This window comes from Sphingobium olei, from assembly GCF_042678845.1.
GTDB lineage: Bacteria > Pseudomonadota > Alphaproteobacteria > Sphingomonadales > Sphingomonadaceae > Sphingobium > Sphingobium olei.
On sequence record NZ_JBHTLS010000121.1, the window covers coordinates 1 to 25,103 of the forward strand.

General features: G+C 63.7%; 26 protein-coding genes and 2 pseudogenes. 11 read left to right on the top strand and 17 right to left on the bottom strand.

Annotation, left to right across the window (positions count from 1 at the left end; genetic code table 11):
• Positions 1-112 precede the first annotated feature (112 nt).
• Positions 113-2,533, top strand: a complete 2,421-nt coding sequence (gene traA / locus ACFQ24_RS09875) for a Ti-type conjugative transfer relaxase TraA (protein ID WP_429614951.1) — start codon at positions 113-115, stop codon at positions 2,531-2,533.
• 18 nt (positions 2,534-2,551) lie between these two features.
• Positions 2,552-3,310, top strand: coding sequence for a DUF6118 family protein (locus ACFQ24_RS09880; RefSeq protein ID WP_380910788.1), 759 nt, complete (start codon positions 2,552-2,554; stop codon positions 3,308-3,310).
• A gap of 314 nt (positions 3,311-3,624) precedes the next feature.
• Here the strand turns inward: ACFQ24_RS09880 and ACFQ24_RS09885 are convergent, their stop codons facing one another.
• The 5 genes from ACFQ24_RS09885 to ACFQ24_RS09905 form a co-directional block, all read right to left on the bottom strand.
• Positions 3,625-4,056, bottom strand: coding sequence for an ester cyclase (locus tag ACFQ24_RS09885; protein ID WP_380910791.1), 432 nt, complete (start codon positions 4,054-4,056; stop codon positions 3,625-3,627).
• Between the two features lie 27 nt (positions 4,057-4,083).
• The gene (locus tag ACFQ24_RS09890) at positions 4,084-4,860 is read right to left on the bottom strand and encodes an alpha/beta hydrolase (RefSeq protein ID WP_380910793.1); all 777 of its coding nucleotides are present in this window, start codon (positions 4,858-4,860) and stop codon (positions 4,084-4,086) included.
• A 68-nt stretch (positions 4,861-4,928) separates the two neighbouring features.
• A complete protein-coding gene (locus tag ACFQ24_RS09895; protein ID WP_380910795.1) occupies positions 4,929-6,122 on the bottom strand; it encodes an MFS transporter in 1,194 nt (397 codons plus the stop codon).
• Positions 6,123-6,192: 70 nt separating this feature from the next.
• A complete protein-coding gene (locus ACFQ24_RS09900) occupies positions 6,193-6,795 on the bottom strand; it encodes an NADPH-dependent F420 reductase (RefSeq protein WP_380910797.1) in 603 nt (200 codons plus the stop codon).
• A gap of 41 nt (positions 6,796-6,836) precedes the next feature.
• Positions 6,837-7,589 (bottom strand): 3-oxoacyl-ACP reductase family protein, encoded by a 753-nt coding sequence (locus ACFQ24_RS09905; RefSeq protein WP_380910799.1) that lies wholly within the window; start codon positions 7,587-7,589, stop codon positions 6,837-6,839.
• 106 nt (positions 7,590-7,695) lie between these two features.
• Here ACFQ24_RS09905 and ACFQ24_RS09910 point away from each other — a divergent pair, with 106 nt between their 5' ends.
• Entirely contained in the window at positions 7,696-8,625 is a 930-nt protein-coding gene (locus tag ACFQ24_RS09910) for a LysR family transcriptional regulator (RefSeq protein ID WP_380910801.1), read from the top strand.
• A 309-nt stretch (positions 8,626-8,934) separates the two neighbouring features.
• Here the strand turns inward: ACFQ24_RS09910 and ACFQ24_RS09915 are convergent.
• From ACFQ24_RS09915 to ACFQ24_RS09950, 8 genes and pseudogenes are all read right to left on the bottom strand, one after another.
• Positions 8,935-10,286 (bottom strand): annotated as a pseudogene (locus ACFQ24_RS09915) (alginate export family protein).
• Positions 10,279-10,700 (bottom strand): annotated as a pseudogene (locus ACFQ24_RS09920) (DoxX family protein). The pseudogenes ACFQ24_RS09915 and ACFQ24_RS09920 overlap by 8 nt, the downstream one beginning before the upstream one ends.
• A complete protein-coding gene (locus ACFQ24_RS09925; RefSeq protein ID WP_380910803.1) occupies positions 10,697-11,578 on the bottom strand; it encodes a VOC family protein in 882 nt (293 codons plus the stop codon). The pseudogene ACFQ24_RS09920 and the gene ACFQ24_RS09925 overlap by 4 nt, the downstream one beginning before the upstream one ends.
• Positions 11,579-11,707: 129 nt before the next feature.
• A complete protein-coding gene (locus ACFQ24_RS09930) occupies positions 11,708-13,636 on the bottom strand; it encodes an amidohydrolase (RefSeq protein WP_380910805.1) in 1,929 nt (642 codons plus the stop codon).
• On the bottom strand, positions 13,633-13,818 hold the full coding sequence (locus ACFQ24_RS09935) for a DUF1427 family protein (RefSeq protein ID WP_380910807.1): 186 nt from the start codon (positions 13,816-13,818) through the stop codon (positions 13,633-13,635). Before ACFQ24_RS09935 ends, ACFQ24_RS09930 begins: the two co-directional genes overlap by 4 nt.
• Positions 13,819-13,876: 58 nt before the next feature.
• Positions 13,877-14,536, bottom strand: a complete 660-nt coding sequence (locus ACFQ24_RS09940) for a hydrolase (RefSeq protein ID WP_380910809.1) — start codon at positions 14,534-14,536, stop codon at positions 13,877-13,879.
• Between the two features lie 223 nt (positions 14,537-14,759).
• On the bottom strand, positions 14,760-15,257 hold the full coding sequence (locus ACFQ24_RS09945) for a PIN domain-containing protein (RefSeq protein ID WP_380910890.1): 498 nt from the start codon (positions 15,255-15,257) through the stop codon (positions 14,760-14,762).
• On the bottom strand, positions 15,257-15,481 hold the full coding sequence (locus tag ACFQ24_RS09950) for a type II toxin-antitoxin system prevent-host-death family antitoxin (RefSeq protein WP_380910811.1): 225 nt from the start codon (positions 15,479-15,481) through the stop codon (positions 15,257-15,259). Before ACFQ24_RS09950 ends, ACFQ24_RS09945 begins: the two co-directional genes overlap by 1 nt.
• 205 nt (positions 15,482-15,686) lie before the next feature.
• Between ACFQ24_RS09950 and ACFQ24_RS09955 the strand changes: the two genes are divergently transcribed.
• Complete coding sequence (locus tag ACFQ24_RS09955) at positions 15,687-17,051, top strand: cation:proton antiporter (RefSeq protein WP_380910813.1); 1,365 nt, start codon at positions 15,687-15,689, stop codon at positions 17,049-17,051.
• A gap of 3 nt (positions 17,052-17,054) precedes the next feature.
• Here the strand turns inward: ACFQ24_RS09955 and ACFQ24_RS09960 are convergent, their stop codons facing one another.
• Positions 17,055-18,545, bottom strand: a complete 1,491-nt coding sequence (locus tag ACFQ24_RS09960; RefSeq protein ID WP_380910815.1) for a tryptophan halogenase family protein — start codon at positions 18,543-18,545, stop codon at positions 17,055-17,057.
• A 148-nt stretch (positions 18,546-18,693) separates the two neighbouring features.
• On the opposite strand from ACFQ24_RS09960, the gene ACFQ24_RS09965 reads away from it, so the two are divergent.
• Positions 18,694-19,368 carry a peptidylprolyl isomerase gene (locus tag ACFQ24_RS09965; RefSeq protein ID WP_380910817.1) on the top strand — a complete coding sequence of 225 codons (675 nt, stop codon included), beginning with the start codon at positions 18,694-18,696 and terminating at the stop codon, positions 19,366-19,368.
• Between the two features lie 6 nt (positions 19,369-19,374).
• On the opposite strand, the gene ACFQ24_RS09970 is transcribed toward ACFQ24_RS09965, so the two are convergent.
• On the bottom strand, positions 19,375-19,611 hold the full coding sequence (locus ACFQ24_RS09970) for a DUF2061 domain-containing protein (RefSeq protein WP_380910819.1): 237 nt from the start codon (positions 19,609-19,611) through the stop codon (positions 19,375-19,377).
• A gap of 113 nt (positions 19,612-19,724) precedes the next feature.
• Here ACFQ24_RS09970 and ACFQ24_RS09975 point away from each other — a divergent pair, with 113 nt between their 5' ends.
• A complete protein-coding gene (locus ACFQ24_RS09975; RefSeq protein WP_380910821.1) occupies positions 19,725-20,465 on the top strand; it encodes a DUF72 domain-containing protein in 741 nt (246 codons plus the stop codon).
• Between the two features lie 313 nt (positions 20,466-20,778).
• Here ACFQ24_RS09975 and ACFQ24_RS09980 read toward each other — a convergent pair whose 3' ends face one another.
• Positions 20,779-20,964 carry a PspC domain-containing protein gene (locus tag ACFQ24_RS09980; protein WP_380910823.1) on the bottom strand — a complete coding sequence of 62 codons (186 nt, stop codon included), beginning with the start codon at positions 20,962-20,964 and terminating at the stop codon, positions 20,779-20,781.
• Between the two features lie 35 nt (positions 20,965-20,999).
• Here ACFQ24_RS09980 and ACFQ24_RS09985 point away from each other — a divergent pair, with 35 nt between their 5' ends.
• From ACFQ24_RS09985 to ACFQ24_RS09995, 3 genes are read left to right on the top strand one after another with little or no spacing between them, the layout of a single operon-like run.
• Entirely contained in the window at positions 21,000-21,305 is a 306-nt protein-coding gene (locus ACFQ24_RS09985; RefSeq protein ID WP_380910825.1) for a hypothetical protein, read from the top strand.
• A complete protein-coding gene (locus ACFQ24_RS09990; protein WP_380910828.1) occupies positions 21,298-21,705 on the top strand; it encodes a gamma-glutamylcyclotransferase family protein in 408 nt (135 codons plus the stop codon). Before ACFQ24_RS09985 ends, ACFQ24_RS09990 begins: the two co-directional genes overlap by 8 nt.
• 33 nt (positions 21,706-21,738) lie before the next feature.
• Positions 21,739-22,653 carry a dienelactone hydrolase family protein gene (locus ACFQ24_RS09995; protein WP_380910830.1) on the top strand — a complete coding sequence of 305 codons (915 nt, stop codon included), beginning with the start codon at positions 21,739-21,741 and terminating at the stop codon, positions 22,651-22,653.
• Between the two features lie 46 nt (positions 22,654-22,699).
• Here ACFQ24_RS09995 and ACFQ24_RS10000 read toward each other — a convergent pair whose 3' ends face one another.
• The gene (locus ACFQ24_RS10000; protein ID WP_380910831.1) at positions 22,700-23,233 is read right to left on the bottom strand and encodes a peroxiredoxin; all 534 of its coding nucleotides are present in this window, start codon (positions 23,231-23,233) and stop codon (positions 22,700-22,702) included.
• A gap of 144 nt (positions 23,234-23,377) precedes the next feature.
• On the opposite strand from ACFQ24_RS10000, the gene ACFQ24_RS10005 reads away from it, so the two are divergent.
• Together ACFQ24_RS10005 and recF are read left to right on the top strand one after the other, a co-directional pair.
• Positions 23,378-23,911 (top strand): hypothetical protein, encoded by a 534-nt coding sequence (locus ACFQ24_RS10005; RefSeq protein WP_380910833.1) that lies wholly within the window; start codon positions 23,378-23,380, stop codon positions 23,909-23,911.
• A gap of 49 nt (positions 23,912-23,960) precedes the next feature.
• Positions 23,961-25,031 (top strand): DNA replication/repair protein RecF, encoded by a 1,071-nt coding sequence (gene recF / locus ACFQ24_RS10010; protein ID WP_380910835.1) that lies wholly within the window; start codon positions 23,961-23,963, stop codon positions 25,029-25,031.
• Positions 25,032-25,103: the final 72 nt, after the last annotated feature.

Below are 25,103 nucleotides of genomic sequence, written 5' to 3' on the forward strand. Positions count from 1 at the left end.
GTCCCGAAGGTCCTGTGAAAGTGTTCGCGCCATCCATACTGGCCTCCTCCAACCAGCAGGAAGCGTGAATCACATCAGCACGGACAAGGGAATCCCCAATGATTCAATTCGTGTGGAAACCGCTCTAGAACCGCAAAGCAAGATCGGCGGCCCCGCGCAGCGCATGGAGCAGGCAGGTCAGCTTGCCGACCGCGCCGAGCTTCACCGCGAGATCGCGCGGGAGAATGGCGAACGCATCATCGCCGATCCCGGAATCGCGTTGAATGCGATCACGCATCAACAAGCGACGTTCACCAACCGCGACCTTGCGATGTTCGTCCACCGGCATAGCGACGGCAAGGAACAGTATGACCGGGCGATGAGTGCCGTTCGTGCCTCGCCCGACCTGATCGCGCTGGGCAAGGACGGACGCGGCGATGATCGGTTCACCTCGCGCGACATGATCGAGACCGAACAGCGGATGAGCCGTGCAGCAGAACGGCTTGCGATGGAACGGAGCGATGGTCTCCCGGCGGCAGCGACCTACGCCATTCGCGCCGCCGGGAGTGAAGGTCTTGTTCTGGGAGCAGAGCAAGAATCCGCGCTGCGCCATATAACGGTCGGGCGCGGATTGTCACTGGTGCTGGGCTATGCCGGGACCGGCAAAAGCGCCGTGCTGGGCGTGGCGCGCGATGTGTGGGAAGGCGCTGGCCTTAATGTGCGTGGCGCGGCGCTGGCAGGCATCGCCGCCGAGGGGCTGGAAAACGGCTCCGGCATTGCGTCCCGCACCATCGCCAGCATGGAGCATGGCTGGGCCAACGGGCGCGACCATTTGACGGCCCGCGATGTGCTGGTGATCGATGAGGCGGGCATGGTCGGCACGCGCCAGATGGAGCGTGTTCTTTCCCATGCCGCCGAGGCTGGCGCGAAGGTCGTGCTGGTCGGCGATCCGCAGCAATTGCAGTCGATCGAGGCGGGCGCGGCGTTCCGTGCGCTGCATGAACGGCATGGCGGCGTCGAAATCACACAGGTTCGCCGCCAGCATGAAGACTGGCAGCAGAATGCCACACGGCACTTTGCCACCGGCAGGACCGGCGAAGCCATCGCCGCCTATGCCGACAAGTCCATGGTGCATCAGGCCGAGACGCGCGAGGCTGCGCGGAGCGATCTTGTCGGACGCTGGGACCGCGAACGGCAGGCCAGCCCCGATGCCAGCCGGATCATCCTCACCCACACCAATGCCGAGGTGCGCGACCTCAACGAGGCGGCACGCGAGGCGATGCGCGTGGACAACGAGCTGGGCGACGATGTGATGGTAAAGACCGAGCGAGGGGATCGGCAGTTCGCCAGCGGCGACCGCATCATGTTCCTGCGCAACGAGCGCAGCATGGAGGTGAAGAACGGCACGCTCGGCACAGTCGAAAAAGTCAGTGATGGCCATATGGCTGTCCGCACCGATGACGGGCGCTCCGTCGCGTTCGACGTGAAGGACTATCGCGACCTCGATCATGGCTATGCCGCCACGATCCACAAGGCACAGGGTATGACCGTGGACAGGGCGCATGTGCTGGCCACGCCGGGGATGGATCGCCATGGGGCTTATGTCGCCCTGTCACGCCACCGGGACGGCGTGCAGCTTCATTATGGCAAGGATGATTTTCGCGACCAGTCCCGGCTTGTCCGCACGCTCTCCCGCGAGCGCGGCAAGGACATGGCGACCGACTATGCCAAGGCGGATACGGCGCGCGAGTTCGCCGAGCGGCGCGGCATCACGTTCGGCGAGCGCGTCGCGGTGATCGTGCGGCCCGTGGTCGAGAAGGCGCGCGGGATCTTCGATGGCTTGCGCCTTTCGCTGCCCGGTCAGGATCGCGAGCCATCGACACCGCCCGAACCCCAGCGCGGCATGTTCGATGGTCTCGATCTTGGCCGCGTCACTTCCACGCCGGAGAACGATCCCGCGCGCCAGCAGCGCGACAATGACGCGCAGCCCATGCGGGCGGGCGGCGTGCGCGGCGCGGTGGAGCGTTACGCCAAGGCGGTGGACGCGATCCAGCAGACCCGCGCGCAGGGCTTGGACGCCATGCCGCACCAGCGGCAGGCGCTGGACCGGGCGAGGAATGCGCTCAACGCGGTGCGACCCGAAGGGGCATCCGCCCTCGATAGCGCGTTCAAGGGCAGCCCGGGGCTTGTTCGCGAAGCTGCCGAGGGGCGCGGCCAGGCCGCGATGCGCGCCATGCAGTTGGAGACGGAAATCCGCATGGACCCGTTCCAACGCGCCGACAGGTTTGTCGAAGGCTGGCAGCAGTTGCGGGAGAAACACGCGGAGCTTGTGCGCGACGGCAATTTTCGGGGCGCGAAGACTGCCGCACAGCAGATGGCCGATATGGCGAAAAGCCTTGAGCGCGATGCCCAGCTTGAATCGGTGCTGGGGCTGCGCAGCCGCGAGCTTGGGCTTGAGATCGGCCAGCAGATGGGGCGCGGCCTCTCCCACAACCTCGCATCCTCCATTCCCTTCGATCATGGCCGCGACATCAGCCGCGGCATGGAACGCTGATCCCAAGGAGAAGACGATATGAACGACGAACAGAGTCTTTTGAACGAACCGGAGCCGGACCCCCGGCCCGATACCGCCGCACAGGCGTTCGGGCGGCTTGAGGCGCGTGTCGGCGGCATGGAGCAGCGCCTTGACGGGCGCTTGTCGATGCTGACCCGCGCGGTCGAGCATATCACCGTCGAGAAGCAGAGCCTTGAGATACCCGATTACAGCCCCACGCTTGCCAAGCATGGGGGCCATCTCGCCACGATGGCAGGGCAGATGAAAAGACTCGCCGACGCCCCCGCCATGCAGTTGACGCCGGAGAGCATGGCGGAGCGGATGCTGGCGGCGTCGGAAGCGGCGCGCGAGCCGGAAAAGGCCACCATCAAACAGGCGCAGGCGCTCCATCGCGAAAGCCAAGCGGACCTCATGCGCGCCATCGGCGCGATCCGTACCAAGCAGGAACAGCGCTGGCACTTGCTCTACACCGGCATGGGCACAGCGCTGTCCGTCTCGCTCCTGTGGCTGCTCTATCCCGGCTGGGCGGCCAGCATCGGCCCGCAAAGCTGGAACTGGCCCGAACGGGTCGCACGCCGCGTGTTGGGCGAGGCCACGGCATGGGATGCGGGCATCCGCCTCATGCGCGCCGACAATCCCGACGCGTGGCAAGCCATCGTCAACGCCGCTGATATGGCCCGCGAGAACCGCGACGCCATCGCCGCCTGTCAGAAAGCCGCATCCAAGGCCAAGGAGCCGGTGCGTTGCACCATCAGGATTGGAGCGCCACAACCTTGACCGGAGCACTTGGAGCTACCCCCCAAAACCGACTGGACGCTACGGCGCTTGCTTGGGAGCGCGCGGCCAGTCGATTTCGTTTTGCGTCAAAGAGCGACGGCAAACCCAAAAATCGAGGTTGTCGGACACTCTCCGATCCGGCATTGATTGTCGAACTGGGACGGCCCGATACGCCTATCCGATGCCGGGAATGACGCGTTTCAGGCAAACATTCACCACCGATGTGTGACGTTGATGTGCTGTCCGGCACTATGATTTGCCATCGTGTAGGAGCGAATTTTCAGACGCCCTCTCTCGCGCTTTCCTGTTTAGCGCTATCCAGTTGTAGCCCCAAGTTGCGTAAATAGCCCCATCGCGTCAGCAACAGCCCAGTGGTCGGTGATCTGCCCATTGCGGACACGCATGATGTCAATCACGGCAAAGTGGATTTCCCGTCCGGTGGGTGAAATGCCCAGGAAATTCCCATCATGCCGTCCGCGATAGGTTTTGTAGGTCGTAACGAGGTCGCCTTCGGCAATCTGCTGATGGATATCGGCGTGCCAGCTCGCAAAGGCCGCGCGAAAGGTCTCGTAGATCATCCGGGTGCCGCTGCGATCCGGCGCGAAGTCCCCAAACGGCGTATGGTCGATATAATCCTGCGCGTAGAGACGTTCGAACAGCGCGAAATCACCGTCGCGTTGAACAGAATCGTTGGCGCTGCGAACGATCGCCTTGATCTCGGCGAGACCTGAATCGGGTTGAGACATTGATACCTCCTGCGAACATAGCGTTACTTAGCGAATCTGCGCCTCAACCCAGGCCAACAGTTCATCGGCGATCTCCTCCCACCCTGGGGAGGCGATGAGGAAGTGGCTGCGACCCGGGAAGCTGGCGAAGTCCGTGATCGCGGAGGATACCGAATATCGGCGAAGATTCTGCTGCACCATGCCGGGTTCCACCGTCCTGTCATCCATGCCGCTGACGAGCAAGAGCGGCGCACGGTCAGCCTTCTTCCAATCGATAGAGGCGCCAAGGCCGAGCACCGACTGGTAATAGATGCGCCCCGGGGCAGGCACGATGTGGTCATCAAAGGCTTTCTGCTGCTCTGCCCCGGGCAGGTCGTTAGCGAAGTTCTTCGCGAACTGTTTGAACGACATAGTCAGCGCCCGGCTCCAGCCACGCCAGGCGAGGAACACCGGAAGCGCGGAGAGAAACGCCTTCACTCCAGGTTTGATGCCCGCCGCAGGGCCGGGATCGATCGAAACGCCCGCGACACCGAGCCCACGATCAAGCAGCATCTGTACGATCAACCCGCCATAGGAGTGGCCGATGAGGATTGGCTGTTCCGGAAGATCGGCAATGATCGAGGCATAGTGATCGACTATCCGCGCGAGCGTCAGCTTGCCCAATTCCGGATGGGGATGGGCGCGAAGGTCGGATACGGGCCGGTCCATGAGCGGCCAGGATGGGGTGAGAACGTTATAGCCTTGCCCGGCGAAGCGGGCGCGCCAGGGCTCCCAGATTTCCGGGGTAAGCCAGGCACCGTGGATGAGGAGAATGGTCTTGGACATGTCGAAGCCCTTTCTATCGTGAGACGGAGGAACAGGTGGCATGGCGACAATCGTGCGACCTTTGCTGTTCAATGTATCTTGCTGGTTGACGCGATGAGCCCTGTGGTCAGCAACGCGCTGGCAGCACCGAGCCAGAGAGCGCTCGGCACGCCGAAACCATCGACGGCGATGCCGCCGATCAGAGCGCCAAGTCCGATTGCAAGCTGTGCTATCGAGACGAAAAGTGCGGCGATACTTTCCAGACGGTCGGGTGCGGAGCTGAAGAGGAAGGTTTGCATGGCGATCGGCAGCATGCCGAAGCCGAACCCCCAGGCGGCAACCCAGGCGATGGCGACAAGCATATTGTTCCCGGCAAGCAGCAATCCCGCAACAGAAACGGCGATCAGAAAAGCCGTGCCGATAAGAGCAGAAACGAAGTTCCGGCCAGCAGCCCATCCCCCGAACAGGTTCCCGGCAAAACCCGCCGCGCCGTAACCGAGCAGCACCATGCTGAGCGTGCCCGTATCGATCCCGGCTGCATCGATGAGGAAAGGCGTAATGTAGGTATAGGCAGCGAACTGCCCCACGAAAATAAGCACGGCTGCCGTCAGGCCGATCCGAATACGCCGCAGTCGCAACACGTCCGGCACCTGCTTCAGCCCTGAACTCTTCTGGGCCCGAATTGCAGGCAGCAGAAGCTGCAACGCCCCCACGACAAGCAGTGCCACACCCGACACGAGCAGGAACGCGGTGCGCCAGCCGAACAGATCGCCGATCAGCGAGCCTGCGGGAACCCCGGCGACGGTGCCCAGCGAAACACCAGAGAAGATAAGCGCGGTGGCACGTGGACCTTCCGCACCCGGACGCAGGCGTGGGCCGAGCGAACCGCCGATCGTCCAGAAACCGCCAACCGCGATCCCCAGCAGCACCCGTCCCACCATCAGCGCGGTGAAGCCTTGGGCCGTTGCCACGATGGCGTTGGAGAAGGCGAGCAGCATCAGTAGTGCGACGAGGACATGCTTGCGATCGAAGCGCGCTGCAAAACCGAGCGTCATCGGCGCTGTAATTGCCGCGAGGAAGCCGGGGGTCGTCACCATCAGTCCGGCCGTGCCCTCGCTAATGCCAAGGTCGGCGGCGATCATGGGCAAAAGGCCAACGGGCAGGAATTCGGTGGTGACAAGGGCGAAAGCGCCGATGCCGACACTGGCGACGGCTGCCCAGGTCGCCAGCGGTTTACTGTCCGTATGGCTTGCGGGAATGGTTCGGGAAACTGGCATGTCCATGGGAGATTCCTTCACGCGAAGCAGGGCGAACCGATAGAGGGGCAAGTCCCCCGGTTCGCCCCATGATCGTTCATCCGAACTTGACGAGATTGAGGGCGGGCAGCGGGCCGCCAGGGAACTGCACCAGTTTTCCGCCGACCGAGATCGGCCCGAGATCGATGCCGAAAAAGCCGAGGCGGTCGATCAGCGCGCCGACTTCCGCCTTTGCTCCTGTTTCGTCGCCGGAATAGAACAGCACCCGGCGGCCGCCTTCAGCTTGCGGATCACCCGACAGCAGGTGCGGTTGCAGATGGTTGAAGGCTTTGACCACCCGCGCGCCGGGCACGAGGCCGGCGAAGACTTCGCTGGACAGCCGGCCATTGAGTTCGGCTGGCTTGAACAGCGGCGCTTCGATTGGGTTGTTGGCATCGATGACGATGCGGCCACCGAAGTCCGGCAGGCCGGCGAGCGCAGCCGGAAGCTTCGACCAGTTGATCGCAACGAGAACGATGTCCTTCGATGCCGCTTCTTCGCGGGTGCCGGCCTCGATGGACGGGCCCATGGCCGCGACCACATCCTTCAGGCTGTCCGGGCCACGGCTGTTGGAAAGCGTGGCACGGATATTGTTGTTGGCGAGCGCGGTCGCGAAGGCGCGGCCAATATTGCCGGCGCCGATGATGCCGATGCTGGGCATGGGATTATCCTTTCCGGATTGAGGTTCGATGGTCAGGGGGATCAGGCGGTCAGGCCGCCATCGGCGACAATGTCGGCGCCGGTGACGAAAGCCGCGTCGGGGCTGGCAAGGAAGGCGACGACGCTGGCGATCTCGGAAGGCAGCCCGTAGCGGCCGATCGCCATGCCAGGGCCGACGATCGCGGCCACGGGGCCGTCGGCCGGGTTCATATCAGTATCGGTCGGGCCGGGGTGCACCGTGTTGACCGTGATGCCCTTGGGGCCGAGGTCGCGCACGAGACTGCGGTTGAAGCCCGTGATCGCGCCCTTGGTCAGCGTATAGACCGAAGCGGTCGGGAACGCGGCGTAGCGCGTCATCGACGAGCCGATATGGATGATGCGACCGCCTGCCTTCATGTGGCGGACTGCTTCCTGCGTGGCCACGAAGACGCCGGTGACATTGACGGCGAGCATCCGTTCATAATCCTCGAAGCGCATGTCCTCGATCGGGGCGTTCACCGCGATGCCGGCGTTGTTGACGAGGATATCGATGCCGCCGAAGGCTGACACCGTCTCTGCCACGGCGGCACGGACGGCCTCTGGACTGCCAGCGTCTGCCTCGATGGCAATGGCCTTCCCGCCTGCGGCTTCGATCTGGGCGACGACCTGCGCGGCGCGTTCGGGCGAGGCGCTGTAGGTGATGGCGACCGCCGCGCCATCGGCGGCGAGCTTCTTCGCGATGGCTGCACCGATCGAGCGCGAGCCGCCGGTGACGAGCGCGGTTTTTCCGGCGAGGGACAGGGAAATCTGGGTCATGATCTTCACTCCTTTAGGTTTCGATGGAGTGAAGATGGCGCAAATATTCCCTTTGGATTAGTCGGTATCGGCTTGAGATATTTTCAATGATCTGTTGAAATAAGGCATGGAAACGCTCGCCAACCTCGAATCCTTCGTGCGCAGCGCCGAGCATGGCAGCTTCTCGGAAGCCGCTAGGCGGCTCTCGCTCACGCCGGCCGCCGTCAGCCGGAACGTTGCCATACTGGAGCGCAATCTGGGTGTGCGACTGTTTCACCGTTCGACCCGAAAGCTTACCCTGACGGAGGCGGGAGAAGCTTTTCGTCTCGCCATCGCCGACAATCTGGACGGCATTCAGGCGGCAATCGCCGGGGCTGCGTCGGGAGCCGGGGAGCCGACCGGGACGCTCAGGGTCAGCATGTCGCCCACCTTTGGCATGACCCACATCCTGCCGCTGCTTCCAGCATTTCTTGCGCGCTATCCGCGCATCAGGCCTGAATGGCACTTTGAAAACCGCGCAGTCGATCTCGTTGCCGAAGGCTATGATGCAGCAATCGGCGGCGGCTTCGATCTCTCCCCCGGCGTCGTCGCCCGCACATTGGCGCCGGCCCATATCATCGCGGTAGCCTCGCCAGCTTATATGGCGGGCCGCGTTCCGCCGATCGATCCAGCGGGTCTTCAAGCCCTGAATGGCATTGTGATGCGATCGCTCCAGACAGGTCGCGTCCGACACTGGGCCATGCGCGACGTTGCGGGGAATGAAATGAGAGCGCCACTAGCGGAATCCATCGTGCTCAATGATCCGGCGGCCATGCGCGAGGCGGCCATGCTCGGCCTCGGCGTCGCTATGCTGGCAGTACCCGATGTTCTCCCGGCACTAGAAAATGGTACGCTCGTTCGCCTTGTTCCGCGCTGGTATTCCGATGCGGGCGCAATTTCGATTTATTATGCTTCGCGCGCACTGCTGCCCGCCAAGACGCGCACGTTTGTCGATTGGGTGGCAGAAGCTTTCAAGCGAGAGAGATTGGCTGAACGCTTCGCAGGCAGTCTGACATAAGGTCGGCCGCTTCGATGTGACCCACGGTCAGGTGTTTTCGATACAGCGCGCTGACCCACGGCGATAGATCAAATAGTGCCATTCATTCCCATGCAATCTCGATGGACAGTTGGCACATGTGATGGTATAAGGACCATGTTGAAAGTAATTTTCGACATTAAATCAATACCTTGCCGCGAATACCGAGTGACCGTAGGGGTCACCACGCTGATTCGGCGTGTTTTTTGGCGGTTGCCGAGTTCCCCCACCACTTAGCACGACGAGGTGCACGTCCTTTGGGAACAACTCGCGTCCGACCTTCAACGATCTTCAGAACCGGAAATTGCTCTCCAGGCCGAGCATCGCGATCGTTGGGGTCCGCCCGGTTTCCCGGATGAACCGTCCCGGCGCGAAGGCGGAGAGGGAGGCGGACAGTTCCCACTCTTCCGTCGCCTGCCATGCGACCGTCGCCTCGACTTCCTTGCCGACAAAGCGCGCGCCACTCTCGCCCGGCGCGCGGACCAGTTGGCCGGGGATATCGTAGATTCCGTCCACCTTGCTGAACCGCCAATAGGCCATGGCGGCGAGGCTCGCCGTTACGCCGTTCCCGATCGTTCCGGCGACGCGCGGGTTGAGGCTGATGATGTTGGCGGGGCCTATGGGGGAAAGCTCGCCGAAATATTTGCCCTTGGGGAAGAGCGCATTGAACGTGCCGATCTTGCCATCCTCCGCCTTATCGTCTCCGCTCACGATGTTGACGCGCATCGTGGCGTCGGGCGCGAAGGGCAATGCCGGAAAGCTGCGTCCGGCTTCCGTGCTCAGCGTCCAAGCGGAAATGCGCCGGTTCGCAAGCTGTCCGAACTGATACACGCCCTCCACATTCCAGTGCCAGAGGTTGCGCGTCCCATGAAAGCGTGCGCCGACGCTGTGCCGCCGCTCCTTCCTTGTCCGTCGAGAAAGCGCGCCACGCGGTTCCTATAGCCCAGATAATAGAGGTCGACGCCCGGCGATGCTGCATAGGCACCCCATAGAGCCTTGGTATGCGATGTCGAATCGTCGAAACCATGCGGACCCGGCTGGACCGGCTTTACCGCAAGCAGGCTGACGGTTGCAGAACCCAGCTTCATGTCGCCACGCAGCCCGTCGAACGCCAGCGGCACGTTGGGGCCGTAGCGCGTGCCCACCAGCCGCTCGGTGCCGAGTGAAAGCATCTGCCTCCCCACCCGCAGCGTCACGCCGCCCAGATCGGCTTCGGCAAACCCCTGAAGCAGATCGATGCCGCTGCGATCCGTCGGGCCGGGCGCGGGCGACATGCCGATTGCGTAGGTGGCGGTCGGCTGGACGAAAGCGCGCAGCTTGCCGACATGAAGGTCCGCATAAGGCATGGCACGCAGCCAGACATAGCTGTCATCGGGTGCTGCTGGCCCGCCCCAGAGATTGTCGCGATAACTCTCGCTACGTGCCCGCAACTCGACGCCGGTCGACAGCCATGCGTCCTCGCCGAGCGGGACATATTTGAAAGGCCCGGTCCAATGACGCGCGCGTTTGTCAGCGTCGGCGAGGTCTGACCAGTCTTCCTCATAACGGGTGACGCTGAGCGTGGGTGGCTGCCACGCTTCGCGCTGCTGCGCTTGTGCAGGCCAAGACAGCAGCGCAAAGCAGAACAGCAGCGCCTTACGCATCGTCCCTGCGCTGCCGTTGTGCGACGATGGAAATGGCGATGAAGCCGCCGATCAAGCCGATATGTTCGAAGAAGGCATTCGTCGCGATGAAGCGGTCCTGCCCCGTCATCGTCCAGAAGGCGTTGGCGGTGAAGGCGGCGAGCAGGGTGAAGACGCCCAGCATGCCTGCACCCAGCCAGACCAGCCGTCCCGTCAGGATCAGCGCAGGGCCGACAAGCTCGACCGCGATGGTGATGGCGGCCAGAGAGCGGGCGGGTTCATGCCGAAATGCGCCTGTTCGGCCACGGCGCCGTGCCAGTCCGTCAGTTTCACCGAGCCGCCCAGCAAATAGGCGCTGGTCAGCGCCAGCCGTGCGAGGAGGAAGGTGGGCCGCCACGTCAGGATGGCGGCCACAAAGCGCGGGGCGGCGTTCACGACGCGCGCCCATGGATTTCAGCAATGTATCCGCCAGGGAAGCGGACGATCACGCTCTGACGGCCACCCTCGCCACGCGGGGCGATCAGCGTCTCGACGCCAGCGGCTGTCGCCTTTTCGAGCGTGCCAGACAGGTCGGTGACTTCATATCCAGTCATGTCCCGGCCGTAGGGCCAGGGCAGTTGCCCGTCCGAAACGATCACGCTCATTTTGCCGTATCCCGAGGTGAGCCGGATGCGGCGGTAGGTCTTGCCCGGTTGGCCGATCTCGGCACCGGGCGCGGCCTTCTCGTCGGAGGTGATCTTCGCATGTGCAAAGCCCGCCCATTGGCGGACGAAGCGGTCGGCAGCGTCCGGGGTCAGGTAGATGCGGTTTTCAGGAACGGTGGCGAGCGCCGGATAGCTGGGCTTGGTGGTGTGCCAATAGAGTTGCATGTTGACGCCGCCCGCCCATTGCACGACCGCGTCGCGACCGATGGGATCGGGGAAGGTCGCGATCAGCCGGATCGCACCATGTTTCACCGCCGCAGCCACCGCCTTGTCGAGGTCGGTCACCAGATAGCCTGTCCGTTCCGCGCCGAACGGCGTCGGGATCGGCGTCAGGAAACCGAAGACGGAGATCGTCCCGGCGGGCGTCAGCGCGAGCTGTGACTTGGTGTTGCTCGGGGTGGGCGTGACCTGAAACGCGCCCTGCTTGCTGGTGGTGCCGCCGAAGGTGGCGGTGAAGCTGGCGACGAAGCGGTCGAAATCCTGCGGTTCGACATAGACGTGGGTAGTGTCATATTGCGGGCCGACCGCGAAGTCGGCGTCCTGCGCAGGGGCGGCGGCAGGCGCGAGCGCCAGCAGTGCGGTGGTCATCAGCAGGGTGAAGCGGGTCATGGCGGTATCTCCTTGGAGAAGAGCAGCGCACCGGGTGAGGCGGCGCTCCCTTCCCTAAGGGGACACCGTCATCGGATGTAGTCGAATAATGTGATCATTATTGTTCGATATTCTGGAAATGCCGTGCGCCTACACCGCCCAGCAGCCGCAGCCAAGCGCGCCCCAGAAGCTCTGCACATCGGCGGCGGGCACGGAGGATACCAGCGCCGCAGCATGATCATGGCCGTGGACGTTGCAGGCCGAATGGCATCCGCAGGCCGAAGCCATCTTCTTGGCGGTGTCGCCGCGGCGATAATGGCCCCCGAACGTCGCGACCGGCGACCAGTCTGGCATCGCCTTGGGCGCTTGCGGCGCGAGTGGCCCATAATCCCCCTCACCATAGACGATCTTGCCGCCCAGCACGGTCAGGACGGAGCGCAGATGCGCAATCTCGTCTTCCGGCACCGAGAAATAATCGTCCGAAAGCAGTGCCAGATCGGCGAGTTGCCCGGCCTTGATCTGCCCTTTCTTGCCGGTCTCGTTGGAGAACCATGTGTTCTTCTCGGTCCAAAGGCGCAGCGCGGTTTCGCGATCCAGCCGGTTGCGCACCGGATAGAGGGCGAGGCCGCCGACCGTCCTGGATGTGACCAGCCAGCTTAACGACACCCAAGGATTGTAGCTCGCAACCCTGGTCGCGTCGGTGCCGGCCCCTACCGGCAGGCCGGCCGCCATCATGCGCTTGATCGGTGGCGTGGCTTCGGCCGCCTTCGCGCCATAGCGTTCGACGAAATATTCACCCTGGAACGCCATGCGGTGCTGCACGGCGATGCCGCCGCCTAGCGCGGCGATCCGGTCGATATTGCGTTCGCTGATCGTTTCGGCATGATCGAAGAACCAATTGAGGCCCTGCAAGGGGATGTCGCGATTGACCTTCTCGAACACGTCGAGCGCGCGGCCGATCGTCTGGTCGTAGGTCGCGTGCATTCGCCAAGGCCAGCGGCGCTCGGCCAGCAGGCGGATAACCGGTTCCAGATCGCCTTCCATTTCGGGCGGCATGTCGGGCCGCGCGACGCGGAAATCCTCGAAATCGGCGGCGGAATAGACCAGCATCTCGCCCGCGCCATTGTGGCGGTATGTATCGTCGCCGTCCCCCGGCTTGATCTTCGTCGACCAGGCCGCGAAATCCTTGAGCTCCTCCTTTGGCTTCTGCGTGAAGAGGTTATAGGCGATGCGCAGCGTCAGTTCGCCATCCTTGTGCAGCTTGTCGATCACCTCATAATCGTCAGGGTAATTTTGCGACCCGCCGCCCGCGTCGATGACGCTGGTGACGCCCAGGCTGTTCAGTTCCCGCATGAAATGCCTGGTTGAATTGAGTTGATAATCCTGCGGCAGCTTCGGCCCCTTGGCCAGCGTCGCATAGAGGATCGTTGCATTGGGTTGCGCCAGCAGCAGGCCGGTGGGATTGCCGGCTGCGTCGCGGACGATCTCTCCGTCGGGCGGGTTCGGCGTATCCTTGGTATAGCCTACAGCCCGCAACGCCGCGGCATTCAGCAGCGCGCGATCATAGAGATGGAGGATGAAGACCGGTGTATCGGGCGCAGCCGCATTGATCTCGTCCAGTGTCGGCAGGCGTTTTTCCGCAAACTGGTGCTCGGTAAAGCCGCCGACCACGCGCACCCATTGCGGCGGCGGGGTGATCTGCGCCTGACGCTTCAGCATCGCCATCGCTTCGGCCAGCGTCGGCACGCCTTCCCACCGCAATTCCATATTATAGTTGAGGCCGCCGCGAATGACGTGGATGTGGCTGTCGATCAGGCCAGGGATCAGGCGGCGGCCCTTGGCGTCTATAACCTTCGCGTCGGGCGCTGCCGCGCGCACTTCAGCCTCGCTGCCGACGGCCAGGAACTTGCCGCCGCGGATCGCGACCGCCTGCGCCACCGGATTCTCGCGGTCCAGTGTCGTGACCTTGGCATTGACGATGATCGTGTCGGTTTCTGTCATGGCAAAACCTTCCGTGGCGGCAAGCAGGGGGAGGGATGCGGCGCTGGCGAGCGCCTGGCGGCGGGTGAGGGCGGTCATGTGACGGGACTTTCGAAACGGGTCAGGACCGACTGCGTGGCGGGGATCATCTGTTCGCCCAGCACTATACCGGCAAGGCCGACCAGCGCGATGACCGGCGGGGCAGGCGATTTGACGCCCAGCAGATGGTAGACGATGCCGACCAGCAATCCTGCGCCCAACGAGAGGCAATAGGCTTTCATGGCGCGTGTCCTCGCGATGCCGGGTGGAGCGGCGCAGGGCCGCTCCACGAGCGATATCTTAATGGGCGCCTTCCGACGCATCGAACATCGTCTTCGCATAGGTGATGCCGAGGCCATAGGCACCACCCCATTGACGCGCGATGCCGGTCGTCATGTCGTAGGTTTCGGTGCGCGCCCAATCGCGTTGCAGTTCGAGGAGATACTGGAGTGCGGTAATGGGCCTCGCGCCGGCCTGGATCATCCGCTCCACCGCGCGCTCATGCGCTTCCTCGCTGATGTCGCCGCTCGCGTCGGTGATGACATAGGCCTCGAAGCCTTGTTCGATCGCAGAGAGGACCGGCCCGACGATGCAGACGCTGGTCCAGAGACCGGCGAACACCAGCCTTTCCTTGCCGATGCGGTTCACTTCCTTGATGACGGTGGCGTCTTCCCATGTGTTCATGCTGGTGCGATCCAGCATCGGCTGATTGCCGAACGCCTGGGTGATCTCGCTGAACATCGGACCGGAGAAGCTCTTCTCCGCGACGGTCGTCAGGATGGTGGGCACCTTGAAGCCGGCAGCGGCGTTGGCAACCAGCGCGGCGTTGTTGCGCAGTAATTCGGGTGCGATCGATTTGGTGGCAAAGGCCATCTGCGACTGGAAGTCGATCAGAACCAGCGCATGATTGCTGGGTGAAAGAAGGGCTTTGGCAGGGGTCGGGGTGGCGGTGATCGTCATGGCGAAAACTCCTCTGAAACCTGGGTTGAGCGCCGAATGCATCGGGCTGAGAGGATGTTTATGCTTCATCTGAGCGATAGAAAATCGCGATTAAATGATCCGAACATTTCCAAAAAATAGAACGGAAGCCCTCCCTTTTGATTGAGTGGAGGTAAGCCGGGATTGTCGAAGGCCATCGTTTCCGCAGCGGCAGGTGCCCGGCAACAAGCACATTTCCCGCGGTTCAGCCCCGGATGAACAGGCCGCGCAGCCATTGCGGCTTGCGGCGGCTCGCCATGCGCCAGTCCGGCGTTTCCATCGCCTCTTCGCCGTCGATGCTGCGGGGATCGATCACTCTTATGCGCGCGCGTTTGAACGCGGGCTGGTCGAACGTAACCAGCGTCAGCCCATGCACAAGCGCGGTGGCGGCGATCAGGGCGTTGCGCTCCCCGTCGATCGCTACGTCACGGCGCTTTGCGGCGACCGCAGCATCGATCGGCAGAATATGCCCCTCAAACACGGGCAGGACTTGGCTGTCGATCCAGCTGCGCAGCGCCGTGGCCACGCCTTGGCCCTTGCGCGCGGCACTGGCATGCATGCCTTCCAGTTCCGCGAGCGCCAGCACGGAAATGAAGAGCCTGTCGCGGGATGTCCGCGCCGCCCAGGCCGCGGCACCAGCCTGCGCCCCCGGCGCTCGCGACCCATACAAATCGATCAGGATGGCCGTGTCCAGCAGGAACATCACCAGCGACGCGCCAGGTCGGGATCGATGTCGGGCGCGCCGGCCGGAGCGGCGAGCAGATCGACGATGCTATCCTGCTCGCCCGTCAACTGGCGGAACATGGCGACGCTCATCAGCACATGAGTCGGCCGCCCGCGATCAGTGACGAACAGGGGCTCGCTGCGCGCGATTCGCTTGGCCGCGCTGACATCCTGATTGAATTCCCGGCTGGTCATGACCTTCATCGTGGCTGTCCATGAGACGCAATGATTGCGCTAACTTGTACCTACAATACTACATTGTGGAGTGGGTGCAACAGAAGAGCCCGGCAGGGAAGAAATCGCGCGGCCGGGCCGATTTAAAGGTTGCCTCGCCCGCCGCTGCTGCGCTCCTCTGCCATCCGAAAGATGCCGCTGCCCGGCACGAGAAGCACATGGACAGGGGGATGGGATGAACTTGGTGCAACAGGCGTGGCTGGCGCTGACGGACGTGCTCAATCCGCACGGCCCAGCCGTGAACAGCGCAAAAAGTTATGCGCCGTTCGATTTCAGCATTCATTTCTTCCTCCAACTGGCCGTCATCATCCTGACCTGTCGCGTCGTCGGCTGGCTAGCCCGCCGCTTCCTGAAACAGCCGCAAGTGGTGGGCGAGATGATCGCAGGCGTGCTGCTCGGCCCCTCCCTGCTGGGCCTGTTCTTTCCCGGCCTTCAGGACGCGATCTTCCCGAAAGACACGCGCAACGTCCTTTATGTCGGTGCGCAACTGGGCGTGGGTCTCTACATGTTCATGGTAGGGCTCACCCTGCGGCTGGATCATTTCCAGTCGAAGGCGAAAAGCGCGGCTGCGGTGTCGGCGGCAGGCATCCTGGTCCCGTTTCTGCTAGCGGTCCCGCTGGCGCCGGTCCTGATGGGCGTAACGGGCCTGTTCACCCCCGGCATCAGCCAAGCCAACGCCACATTGTTCCTTGGCGCTTGCATCGCGCTGACCGCCTTCCCCATGCTGGCGCGCATCATCAACGAAAATGGCCTGGCCAACTCGTCGCTCGGTACGCTGGCGCTGACGGCAGGCGCATTCGACGACGCGACGTCCTGGTGCGTGCTGGCGATCGTGCTGGCGACGTTCGGGGCAGGGGCGGGGGTCGCCATCATCGCGATCGGCGGCGCGATCCTCTACGGGGCCTTCATGCTGCTGTTCGGCCGGCGGCTGCTTGCGCCGCTAGGAGAGGCGGTCGAACGGCGGGGCGAAATGAGCATGCAGGTGCTTGCCATCACCATGATGCTCTTCTGCTTGTCCGCCTTCCTGATGGACGCGATCGGCATTCATGCCATATTCGGAGGCTTCCTGATGGGAGCATGCATGCCCCGTGGCAAGTTCGTGGAGGAACTGAAGCAGAAGGTGGAGCCTATCGCGGTCGTCCTGCTGCTGCCCATGTTCTTCACCTATTCCGGCCTCAATACCCGGATGGACATGGTCAATTCGGTCAGCCTGCTGCTGATCGCACTGGTCGTGCTGTTCGTTTCGATCTTGGCGAAATTCGGTGCCTGCTATGCGGCGGCGCGGCTGACCGGGGAGGATAACCGCACCGCGCTCGGCATCGGGGCCCTCATGAATTCGCGCGGGCTGATGGAGCTCATCATCATCAATATCGGCCTGCAAAAAGGCATTATCGGCCCGACGCTCTTTTCGATGCTGGTGCTGATGGCGATCGTGACGACAGTGATGGCGACGCCACTGTTCGAGGCGGTCTATGGCCGCAAGGCGCGTCGCGACGGTGTGCTGGACGCGGAAGGCGGACAGCGGCTCGCAGCGGCCTGACGCTCAGGCGTTGATCTGGCGGATCAGGGTGCGATGGGGCGGCAGGTCTTGCATCGCCTGCTCCCCATAATGGCGGATTTGCGCGAACAGCCGCTGCGCCCCGATGTCCGACAGGCCGCTTGCTCCAGGCGCGGCCTCCGTTTCGAAGCCCATGCCGTAGAGAATATACTGATAGTTGAAGTAGGCGAAGCTCTCGAGATCCAGCAGGAAGTCGAAGCGGCTCGGCGGCCGGTGGCGCCATTGCTTCAGCATCTCCTTCAGGCTGTCGGGGATGGATGCGGGATCGGCATTGTCGCGCCAGAAAGGCTCCTCTCGCCGGCTGAGGCAATAATGGAGCTTCAGGAAATCGACGATCCGCTCGTAGCGGCCGGCGATCAACCGGTTGAAGCGGGCGGCAGGCGCATCTACCGATCCTGTCATCGGCAGCAGTTCCGCGATCATGGCGACGGCCGCCTCTATCATCAGGATGCCGGTGGATTCCAGCGGCTCCAGAAAGCCACCCGACAGCCCCACCGCCACGCAATTGCCGATCCATTGCCGCGCGCGATAACCAGGCTCGAAGGGAATGATACGCGCGGCATAGGCATCATGCCCGATATAATCCCTGAGCGTCCGCGCCGCCTCCTCATCGCTCATATGGGCGGATGAATAGACGGAGCCGATGCCCCGCGCGCTTTCCAGCCCGATGTCCCAGGTCCAGCCGGCCGCATGGGCGGCGGCGATGGTGACGCTCTCGATCGGCGCATCGGGATCGGCACAGGGAATCTTGCAGGCGAGCGCGCGATCGGTGAACAGGATGTGCCGCACGGAGGTGAAATCGGCCTGCAGCGCTTCGCCGATCAGGGCGGCGCGAAATCCGGTGCAGTCGATGTAGAGGTCGGCTTCCAACTTGCCGTGGTCGCGGGTGACGATCCGCGCGATGCCACCTGCGCCATCTGGTTCGACGCCCGTAAGCATTCCTTCGACATGGTGGACGCCGAGGTCCACGGCCCGGCGACGCAACAGGGCCGCGAATTTTCCCGCGTCGAAATGATAGGCATAGTCGAGCGGCCCGGAATAGCCGCTCTCGCTGCGTGTCTTGGGCGCGCGTCCCGCAATTGCCACGCCATGCTGGATGGTCGCCGCCTGTGCGAAGGCCGGCCGGGACCGGGCATCCTGCTGCAGCCAGCCGGGTAGCACATTGGCCTCATCGGCCTGAAAGGGCGCATCGAAAGGGTGGAGATATTGGTGGCGGCTGCCGTCCGGGCGAGGTGCGTGCAGCCAGTCGTCGAACCTTATTCCCTGCTTGAATGTGGCGGAGCTTGCGCGGATGAAATCCCGTTCCTCGATACCCAGAAAATCGAGCGTTCCCCGGATCGTGGGAAACGTCCCTTCGCCAACGCCGATGATGCCCAGGTCCGGCGATTCGAGCAGCGTGATATCGACCTGCCCGGTGCCTTCGAAGAAGCGCGCGAGATAGGCGGCGGTCAGCCATCCGGCCGTTCCCCCTCCCACGATCAGGATCCTGCGCGCGCATTGCATGACCCTTTGCTAGCCTATCCTGGCGGGCAGGTCGATCAGTCTGGGCACTGCAAGCAGCATACCCCTTTGTCACCCGCCGCCGATTTGCCTTGCGGTGAAAAAGCGTTAGGGCTTTTGGCCGATGTCCCTTCCGTTTCGTCTGCTGCTGGCGCTCCTGTGCCTGTTTTCATCTGTATTTGCCGCTGCCGCCGGGCCGGCCAATCGACCGACGCCGGGGTTCGTTCGTGTGGCGATCGACACGTCGGTCGGCAGGATCATCGTGGCGGTCGACCAGAAGCACGCGCCGCTGACGTCCGCCAATTTCCTGACCTATGTCGACGATGGCCGGTTCGACGGCGTCACCTTCTATCGCGCGGCGCGGCGGAAGAGCGATCCCCACTACGGCCTGATCCAGGGCGGGATCGATACCGACGCGCGCCGGTCCCTGCCGCCGATCCCGCACGAATCCACCACGCGGACCGGCATCCGCCATCTGGACGCCACCCTGTCGATGGCGCGGCCCAACCGCCCAAATTCGGCCATGGGCAATTTCTTCATCACCATCGGCCCGACACCCAACATGGACGCGCGCGGGGACTATATCGGCTATGCCGCCTTCGGCCATGTGGTCGCGGGCATGGATGTCGTGAAGAAAATCCTCGCCGTGCCGACCTGCTGCGGATCGGGGCCGATGCGCGGGCAGATGATCGTGAAGCCAGTTAAGATCCTGCGCGCGCGGCGATTGGACGGCACGCCCAGGCCCAGCCGAGGGGTCAAGCCTTGGCTTATCGGCCTCAATAGGGAGACAGCGAAGTAGACAGCCTCATGCGAACGTCGCCTGAGTCCGCGCCCAGCCGCGCCCGCTTCCCCGGGGCGGCCGCGCCTGTATCTTCTTCCAGGCCTGTTCGTGGAAGAAGAAGGCGACGGCGTTGATCATCGGTTCGACAAGGGCGATGCCGCCCGCCAGCGCCAGCGACCCGGTCATGACATAGGCCACGGTGAATCCGACCGTCAGGTGGATGGTCAGGTAGGTTCCGGTCTTGATGAGGTCCAGCGGCATGGGGCGTCTCCTTCCGTGTTGCAGTTAATAGTCATTCGCAACAATGGCCAACGCGTCTTTCCACTGGCTCTGATCGATCGGGACGATCATTGTCGCCGCTGAGGAGATCGCGCATGACGGGACGCATCAGGATAGGGATTGGCGGCTGGGTCTATGAGCCTTGGCGGGGCAGTTTCTACCCCGCAGGACTGAGGCAGAAGGACGAGCTTGCCTATGTGGGCGCGCATCTGACCGCGACCGAGATCAACGCGACCTATTATAGCAGCCAGAAGCCTGCGACCTTCGCCGGCTGGGCCAAGGCCGTGCCCGACGGATTTCAGTTCGCGGTGAAGGCGTCGCGCTTCTGCACCAATCGCAAGCTGCTGGCGGATGCAGGCGAGTCCGTCGCAAAATTCGTAGGGCAGGGCATTGCCGAGCTGGGCGACCGACTGGGGCCGATCCTGTGGCAGTTCATGCCCACCAAGAAATTCGACCCGGAGGATTTCGGCGCGTTCCTGAAGCTGCTGCCCGACAGCGCGGATGGCGTGCCGCTGCGCCATGCGCTGGAGGTCAGGCACGAGAGTTTCGACGATCCCCGCTTCCTCTATCTTGCGCGGCAGGCGGGCGCGGCGGTGGTGCTGGCCGATCATCCCGACTATCCGGCGATCCGCGGGGAGGATGTCGGCTTTTCCTACATGCGGCTGATGCGCGCCCAAGCTGATGAGCCGACGGGTTACTCCGCGACCGACATCGCGCGGTGGGCGAACCAAGCCAGCGAACAGGCTGCGCGTGGCGACGTCTTTGCCTTCTTCATCAGCGGGGCGAAAGAACGCAATCCCGCTGCCGCGCAGGCGATGATCGTGGCTTTAGAGTGACACCTGTTGCATTTGATGCAATTGGAAAGTCATCCTTTGCGATTGTTACAAGAGTATGACGGGCGTAGGGGCGCTCACCGCCTGAAGATAGGCGGCTATTCTTGTAATGACGGAGCAAAATATGCGTCAGGCTTTTCAGGGTGCGGTGCTTGCCATCGCCGTCGGCGTACAGATGCTGACCTTCTATTCGGTGCTGTATGCCTGATCGCGAGCGATCGCGATCTTCATCTCGATTGGACGGGATGCAAAAAGGCCGCTCCTGGGATAACCAGGGCGGCCTTTTTACTTATCATTTACCTTTTGTCTTCGGTTTTCATCCTTCCGCCAGCCAGCCTGCGAGCAGATAGGCGACGACACCGATCGGCCCTAGCGCACACAGCGTCAGGAGGACGAGCGCCACGCGAACCAGCGTGACATCCAGGCCGGTGCGGTTGGCGATGCCGGCGCACACGCCCATGATCTTGCCATTGCGACGGTCGAGGGTGAAAATGTTGTTCATGGTTCGGGCTTTCTGCTTCGGGATGGCGGAAGAGGATGGGGCGATCAGGCGACAGGGACGACGGGCACGGCGGCGCCGACGAACAGGCCTGCGAAGATGACGGCACCCAGCAGGGCGAAGGCGACGTTGTGGATCTTGACGACGGACATGACTGGATACTCCCTGATCTCTGGCCGGATCACCCGGCCTTCATGCCAAACGATATTGCAGAGGGCGTGCCAGTTTCGATTTTTGGCGGAAATGCGTCGATCAACAGCATCACGCTGCGCCAGTGTGCGATCATGATCCCCTCAAGTTGGGAAATTTCCCGGCCTGTTGGTGAAAGTTGCGCAGATGACTGACGATTTGCTCTTCGTCTACGGCACGTTGCGCAAGGGGTGCCCGCATTCGAGGGCGCTTCGGCTAGCGGCGGAGGCGGCCTATGTCGGTGCGGCAAGCGCCTCCGGGCACCTCTATCGCGTTGCCGACTATCCCGGCTTCGTGCCAGGCAGCGAAGGCAGGGTATGCGGCGATCTGTTCCGGCTAGCCCGCCCGCATGTGACGCTCGCCTGGCTCGACGAGTATGAGGAATGCGCGCCGCATTTCCCCGCGCCGCACGAATATCGGCGACAGCGGCTGACGGTCGATGGTCCGCACGGCGGGGCCGAGGCGTGGACCTATGTCTACGCGCTACCGGTCGGGAATCTGGAGCCTATCGACGGCGGTGACTTCCTGGCTTGCGCGCCCAAGGACGGCGGCTAGTCTGCCCGCGCGGCGGGAGAGGAACAGGAGAGCATGACAATGGATCGTGACGGGAAGGAGCATCCGGCGGCGGACCGGCTGGCGGAGGACATCAACTGGATCGGCAGCATCGGGCTGCAACGCCGGCATGTGCTGACCGGCGGCGCTTTTGCGGCGGGCTTCGCCGCTGCCTGCCGGCCGATCGCCAGCAGCGCGGTGGAAACGCCGGGAGACGGCCTCACCCAGGAAAGCGTATCGATTCGCGCCAGTGACGGCTTTGCCATGCCGGCGTTCGTCGCCCGCCCGGCCGGCGGCAAGCCCGCGCCCGTCATCGTCGTCGTCCATGAGATTTTCGGCGTGCATGAATGGATCCGCGACATGTGCCGGCGCTTCGCCAAGGCCGGCTACTATGCCATCGCGCCGGACCTGTTCGCCCGCCATGGCGATGCGACCAAGATCGCCGATTTCAAGCAGTTGGTCGGTACCATCGTGTCCAAGGCGTCGGACGCGCAGGTCATGGCCGACATCGACACGACCTATGCCTGGGCAGGCAGCCATGGCGGCAACGGCAAGCGGCGGGGCATCACCGGCTTTTGCTGGGGCGGACGCGTCGTATGGCTCTATGCCGCACATAGTGCCGCGCTGAAGGCCGGTGTTGCTTTCTACGGCCGGCTCGTCAGTGACAAGACGCCGCTCCAGCCGTCGAGCGTGATCGAGGAAGTGGGCAAGCTCAAGGCCCCGGTGCTCGGCCAATATGGGTCGCTGGACAAGGGCATCCCCTTGAAGGATGTGGAAGCGATGCGCGCGGCGCTGGCCCAAGCGGGCAAGTCTCCGCCCGACGCCATTACCGTGCATGAAGGAGCCGACCATGGCTTCATGGCGGATTACCGGCCGAGCTATAATGAAGCCGCCGCTGCCCAGGCCTGGTCGCAGACGCTGGCCTGGTTCGGCAAATATGTGAAAGGATAGGCTTTTCGCCTGCCCGGTCCGCGCATGTCGGACCGGGCGACGCGACCTATTTGTTCTTCATCGCCTCGACCGCTGCGAGCGTGCTTTTCACATGGCCGGCATAGTTCATTTCGCTGTGGACGAAGGCGATCCGGCCGGAAGGCGCGATGACGTAGGAGGTGCGGTCCGTCATGCCCGGCCGCATCTTGAGTGCGACGTCATAGCCCGACACGATGTTGGGGCCGGCGGACGCCACGGCGAACTTGCCCGCGCACTCCTTGGTGGAGAAGGCGACCAGATCATCCACCGGGTCGCCCGACATGCCGATGACCGTCGCGCCCGCCGCCTTGAACTTGTCGATATTCTCGGCGAACTCCCGCGCTTCGGCCGAACAGCCGGGCGTGAACGCCTTGGGGAAGAAATAGAGGACGACCGGGCCGCGCTTCAACTGATGCGAGAGCGTGAGCGTGAAGGTCTTTCCCGCCTGTGCGCCGCGCGTAGTGAAGTCCGGGGCTTTGGCGCCCACGGCGAGCGCAGCCATCGCACCGCTGGAACTCAGCATGGCTGCTGCGGCGGTGAGGGACAGGGTCAGGCGCTTCATCGGCAGGCACTCCTTCGGACGGTTCGGTCACAGGCGCGCAAGTACGCGCCATCAGGGGACGATTGATGATCCCGATGGCGCGCCCATGCAAGCTGGATAAAAGGGTGTCCGATGAGAGATAAGCAAAATTTTGGAGCGCCATTCATGGGAACCGGACCGTACGCAACCGGTTTCTGTTTCATGCGCGTCACGATCTGCCTTTCTTCGCTGATCCTGCTTGCCGCCTGCGGCAGCGAGGAAGGAGGCGGACGACAGCCGGGCGTGGCGACCAACATCGTGGACAGGGCTTTGCCCGACAGGATGGACGCGGAACCGACATCCAACGCGATCCAGACCGCCGAAGCGCCTCCCGCCGTCGATGCGCCGCCGCCTCCATACGCGCCTACCGGATTGATCCCCGCATCGTTGCAAGGGCGTTGGACGGGGGTCGATGATCGCTGCGGTGACCGCGCAGCCGATCTGGAACTCACGATCGAACCGGAAAACTTTGTTTTCCACGAAAGCGTCGGGGCGGTGCAATCGGTCACGCAGGGCGAGGAAGGCGGCGTGCGGGTAACGGCGGCCTTCACCGGCGAAGGGCAAAGCTGGACGCGTACGCTGGACCTGCGGCCCTCGGCTGACGGCGGCAGGCTGACGATCGTCAACGACGGGATCGCCACGACCCGGAAACGGTGCTGAACGCACGGCCGGTCTTTCTTCGACCGGCTCGCCCCGCTACAGCCGCGCGATGATCGGTCGGCTCACCCTAAGCGATTTCCGCAACCATGCGGACGCGCTGATCGTGCCGGACCACGCCTTCGTCCTGCTGACCGGCGACAATGGGGCGGGCAAGACCAACATATTGGAAGCTGTGTCGATGCTGGCGCCGGGCCGCGGCCTGCGTGGCGCTGCGCTGTCGGCCATGGCGCGCCAGGACGGGCCGGGCGGGTTCGGCATCGCCGCGGAGGTGGACGGCGTGGTGCTGGGCACTGGAGTGACGGCGTCCGCGCCGGAGCGGCGGCAGGTGCGGATCGGGGGCGTGGCCGCCTCCGCCAACGCGCTCGCCGATCATCTCTCGATCGTCTGGCTGACCCCGGCGATGGACCGGCTGTTCCTCGACAGTCCCGGTGGGCGGCGGCGTTTCCTGGATCGGCTGACGCTGGCGCTGCATCCCGGACATGCGGCGCACAGCGCGCGCTACGACGCGGCAATGCGGGCGCGCAACCGGCTGCTGACGGACTTGCGCAGCGCCGATCCGGCGTGGCTGACGGCGCTCGAGACCCAGATGGGCGAGCATGGTGCAGCGCTGGCCCAGGCGCGTCTGGACCTTGTCTCGCGCCTCGATCAGGTGCTGCTGGCGCAGCCTGAAGAGCCGTTCGCCCGTCCATATGTGACCATCGAAGGGGATGAGGAGGACGGCGAGCCGCTCGCCATGCGGCTGGCGCGCGGACGGCGGCGCGACGCGGCGGCGGGACGGACATTGGCAGGGCCGCACCGCCATGATCTTGCGGTCACGCACGTCGCCAAGAATCAGGCGGCCGCCCTGTGCTCGACCGGGGAACAGAAGGCGCTGCTGCTGTCGATCCTGCTGGCGCACGCGGCGCTGGTTACCGCCGATCGGGGGCAGCCGCCGGTGCTGTTGCTGGATGAAGTGGCCGCGCATCTCGACCCGTCGCGGCGCGCCGCGCTGTTCGACCGTTTGCGCCAAAGCGCGGGGCAGGTCTGGATGACGGGGACGGAATCTAGTCTTTTCAATGACCTGACGTCGGCGACCCGGCTGACGGTAACGGCGGGCCACGTCTTTCGTTCCGCAACATAACGCAACGACCCAACGACTCGTCGCCTCGCGCTTTTCATGGCCGCCGCGCTCTGGCCTAAGCAGGCCATCGGG

Bases quoted from the DNA above. Each gene is read 5' to 3' on its own strand.
- ACFQ24_RS09885 (WP_380910791.1), bottom strand. From the start codon at position 4,056: ATGTCTCAACCCGATTCAGGTCTCGCCGAGATCAAGGCGATCGTTCGC.
- ACFQ24_RS09910 (WP_380910801.1), top strand. From the start codon at position 7,696: ATGGAAACGCTCGCCAACCTCGAATCCTTCGTGCGCAGCGCCGAGCAT.
- ACFQ24_RS10005 (WP_380910833.1), top strand. From the start codon at position 23,378: ATGGGAACCGGACCGTACGCAACCGGTTTCTGTTTCATGCGCGTCACG.
- ACFQ24_RS09990 (WP_380910828.1), top strand. From the start codon at position 21,298: ATGACTGACGATTTGCTCTTCGTCTACGGCACGTTGCGCAAGGGGTGC.
- ACFQ24_RS09985 (WP_380910825.1), top strand. From the start codon at position 21,000: ATGGGGCGATCAGGCGACAGGGACGACGGGCACGGCGGCGCCGACGAA.
- ACFQ24_RS09905 (WP_380910799.1), bottom strand. From the start codon at position 7,589: ATGACCCAGATTTCCCTGTCCCTCGCCGGAAAAACCGCGCTCGTCACC.
- ACFQ24_RS09935 (WP_380910807.1), bottom strand. From the start codon at position 13,818: ATGAAAGCCTATTGCCTCTCGTTGGGCGCAGGATTGCTGGTCGGCATC.
- ACFQ24_RS09950 (WP_380910811.1), bottom strand. From the start codon at position 15,481: ATGAAGGTCATGACCAGCCGGGAATTCAATCAGGATGTCAGCGCGGCC.
- ACFQ24_RS09945 (WP_380910890.1), bottom strand. From the start codon at position 15,257: ATGTTCCTGCTGGACACGGCCATCCTGATCGATTTGTATGGGTCGCGA.
- ACFQ24_RS09970 (WP_380910819.1), bottom strand. From the start codon at position 19,611: ATGCCGCTGGACCTCATCAAGACCGGAACCTACCTGACCATCCACCTG.
- ACFQ24_RS09940 (WP_380910809.1), bottom strand. From the start codon at position 14,536: ATGACGATCACCGCCACCCCGACCCCTGCCAAAGCCCTTCTTTCACCC.
- ACFQ24_RS09965 (WP_380910817.1), top strand. From the start codon at position 18,694: ATGTCCCTTCCGTTTCGTCTGCTGCTGGCGCTCCTGTGCCTGTTTTCA.
- ACFQ24_RS09980 (WP_380910823.1), bottom strand. From the start codon at position 20,964: ATGAACAACATTTTCACCCTCGACCGTCGCAATGGCAAGATCATGGGC.
- ACFQ24_RS09880 (WP_380910788.1), top strand. From the start codon at position 2,552: ATGAACGACGAACAGAGTCTTTTGAACGAACCGGAGCCGGACCCCCGG.
- ACFQ24_RS09925 (WP_380910803.1), bottom strand. From the start codon at position 11,578: ATGACCCGCTTCACCCTGCTGATGACCACCGCACTGCTGGCGCTCGCG.
- ACFQ24_RS09930 (WP_380910805.1), bottom strand. From the start codon at position 13,636: ATGACCGCCCTCACCCGCCGCCAGGCGCTCGCCAGCGCCGCATCCCTC.
- ACFQ24_RS10000 (WP_380910831.1), bottom strand. From the start codon at position 23,233: ATGAAGCGCCTGACCCTGTCCCTCACCGCCGCAGCAGCCATGCTGAGT.
- ACFQ24_RS09995 (WP_380910830.1), top strand. From the start codon at position 21,739: ATGACAATGGATCGTGACGGGAAGGAGCATCCGGCGGCGGACCGGCTG.
- recF (WP_380910835.1), top strand. From the start codon at position 23,961: ATGATCGGTCGGCTCACCCTAAGCGATTTCCGCAACCATGCGGACGCG.
- ACFQ24_RS09975 (WP_380910821.1), top strand. From the start codon at position 19,725: ATGACGGGACGCATCAGGATAGGGATTGGCGGCTGGGTCTATGAGCCT.
- ACFQ24_RS09955 (WP_380910813.1), top strand. From the start codon at position 15,687: ATGAACTTGGTGCAACAGGCGTGGCTGGCGCTGACGGACGTGCTCAAT.
- ACFQ24_RS09900 (WP_380910797.1), bottom strand. From the start codon at position 6,795: ATGCCCAGCATCGGCATCATCGGCGCCGGCAATATTGGCCGCGCCTTC.
- ACFQ24_RS09890 (WP_380910793.1), bottom strand. From the start codon at position 4,860: ATGTCCAAGACCATTCTCCTCATCCACGGTGCCTGGCTTACCCCGGAA.
- ACFQ24_RS09895 (WP_380910795.1), bottom strand. From the start codon at position 6,122: ATGGACATGCCAGTTTCCCGAACCATTCCCGCAAGCCATACGGACAGT.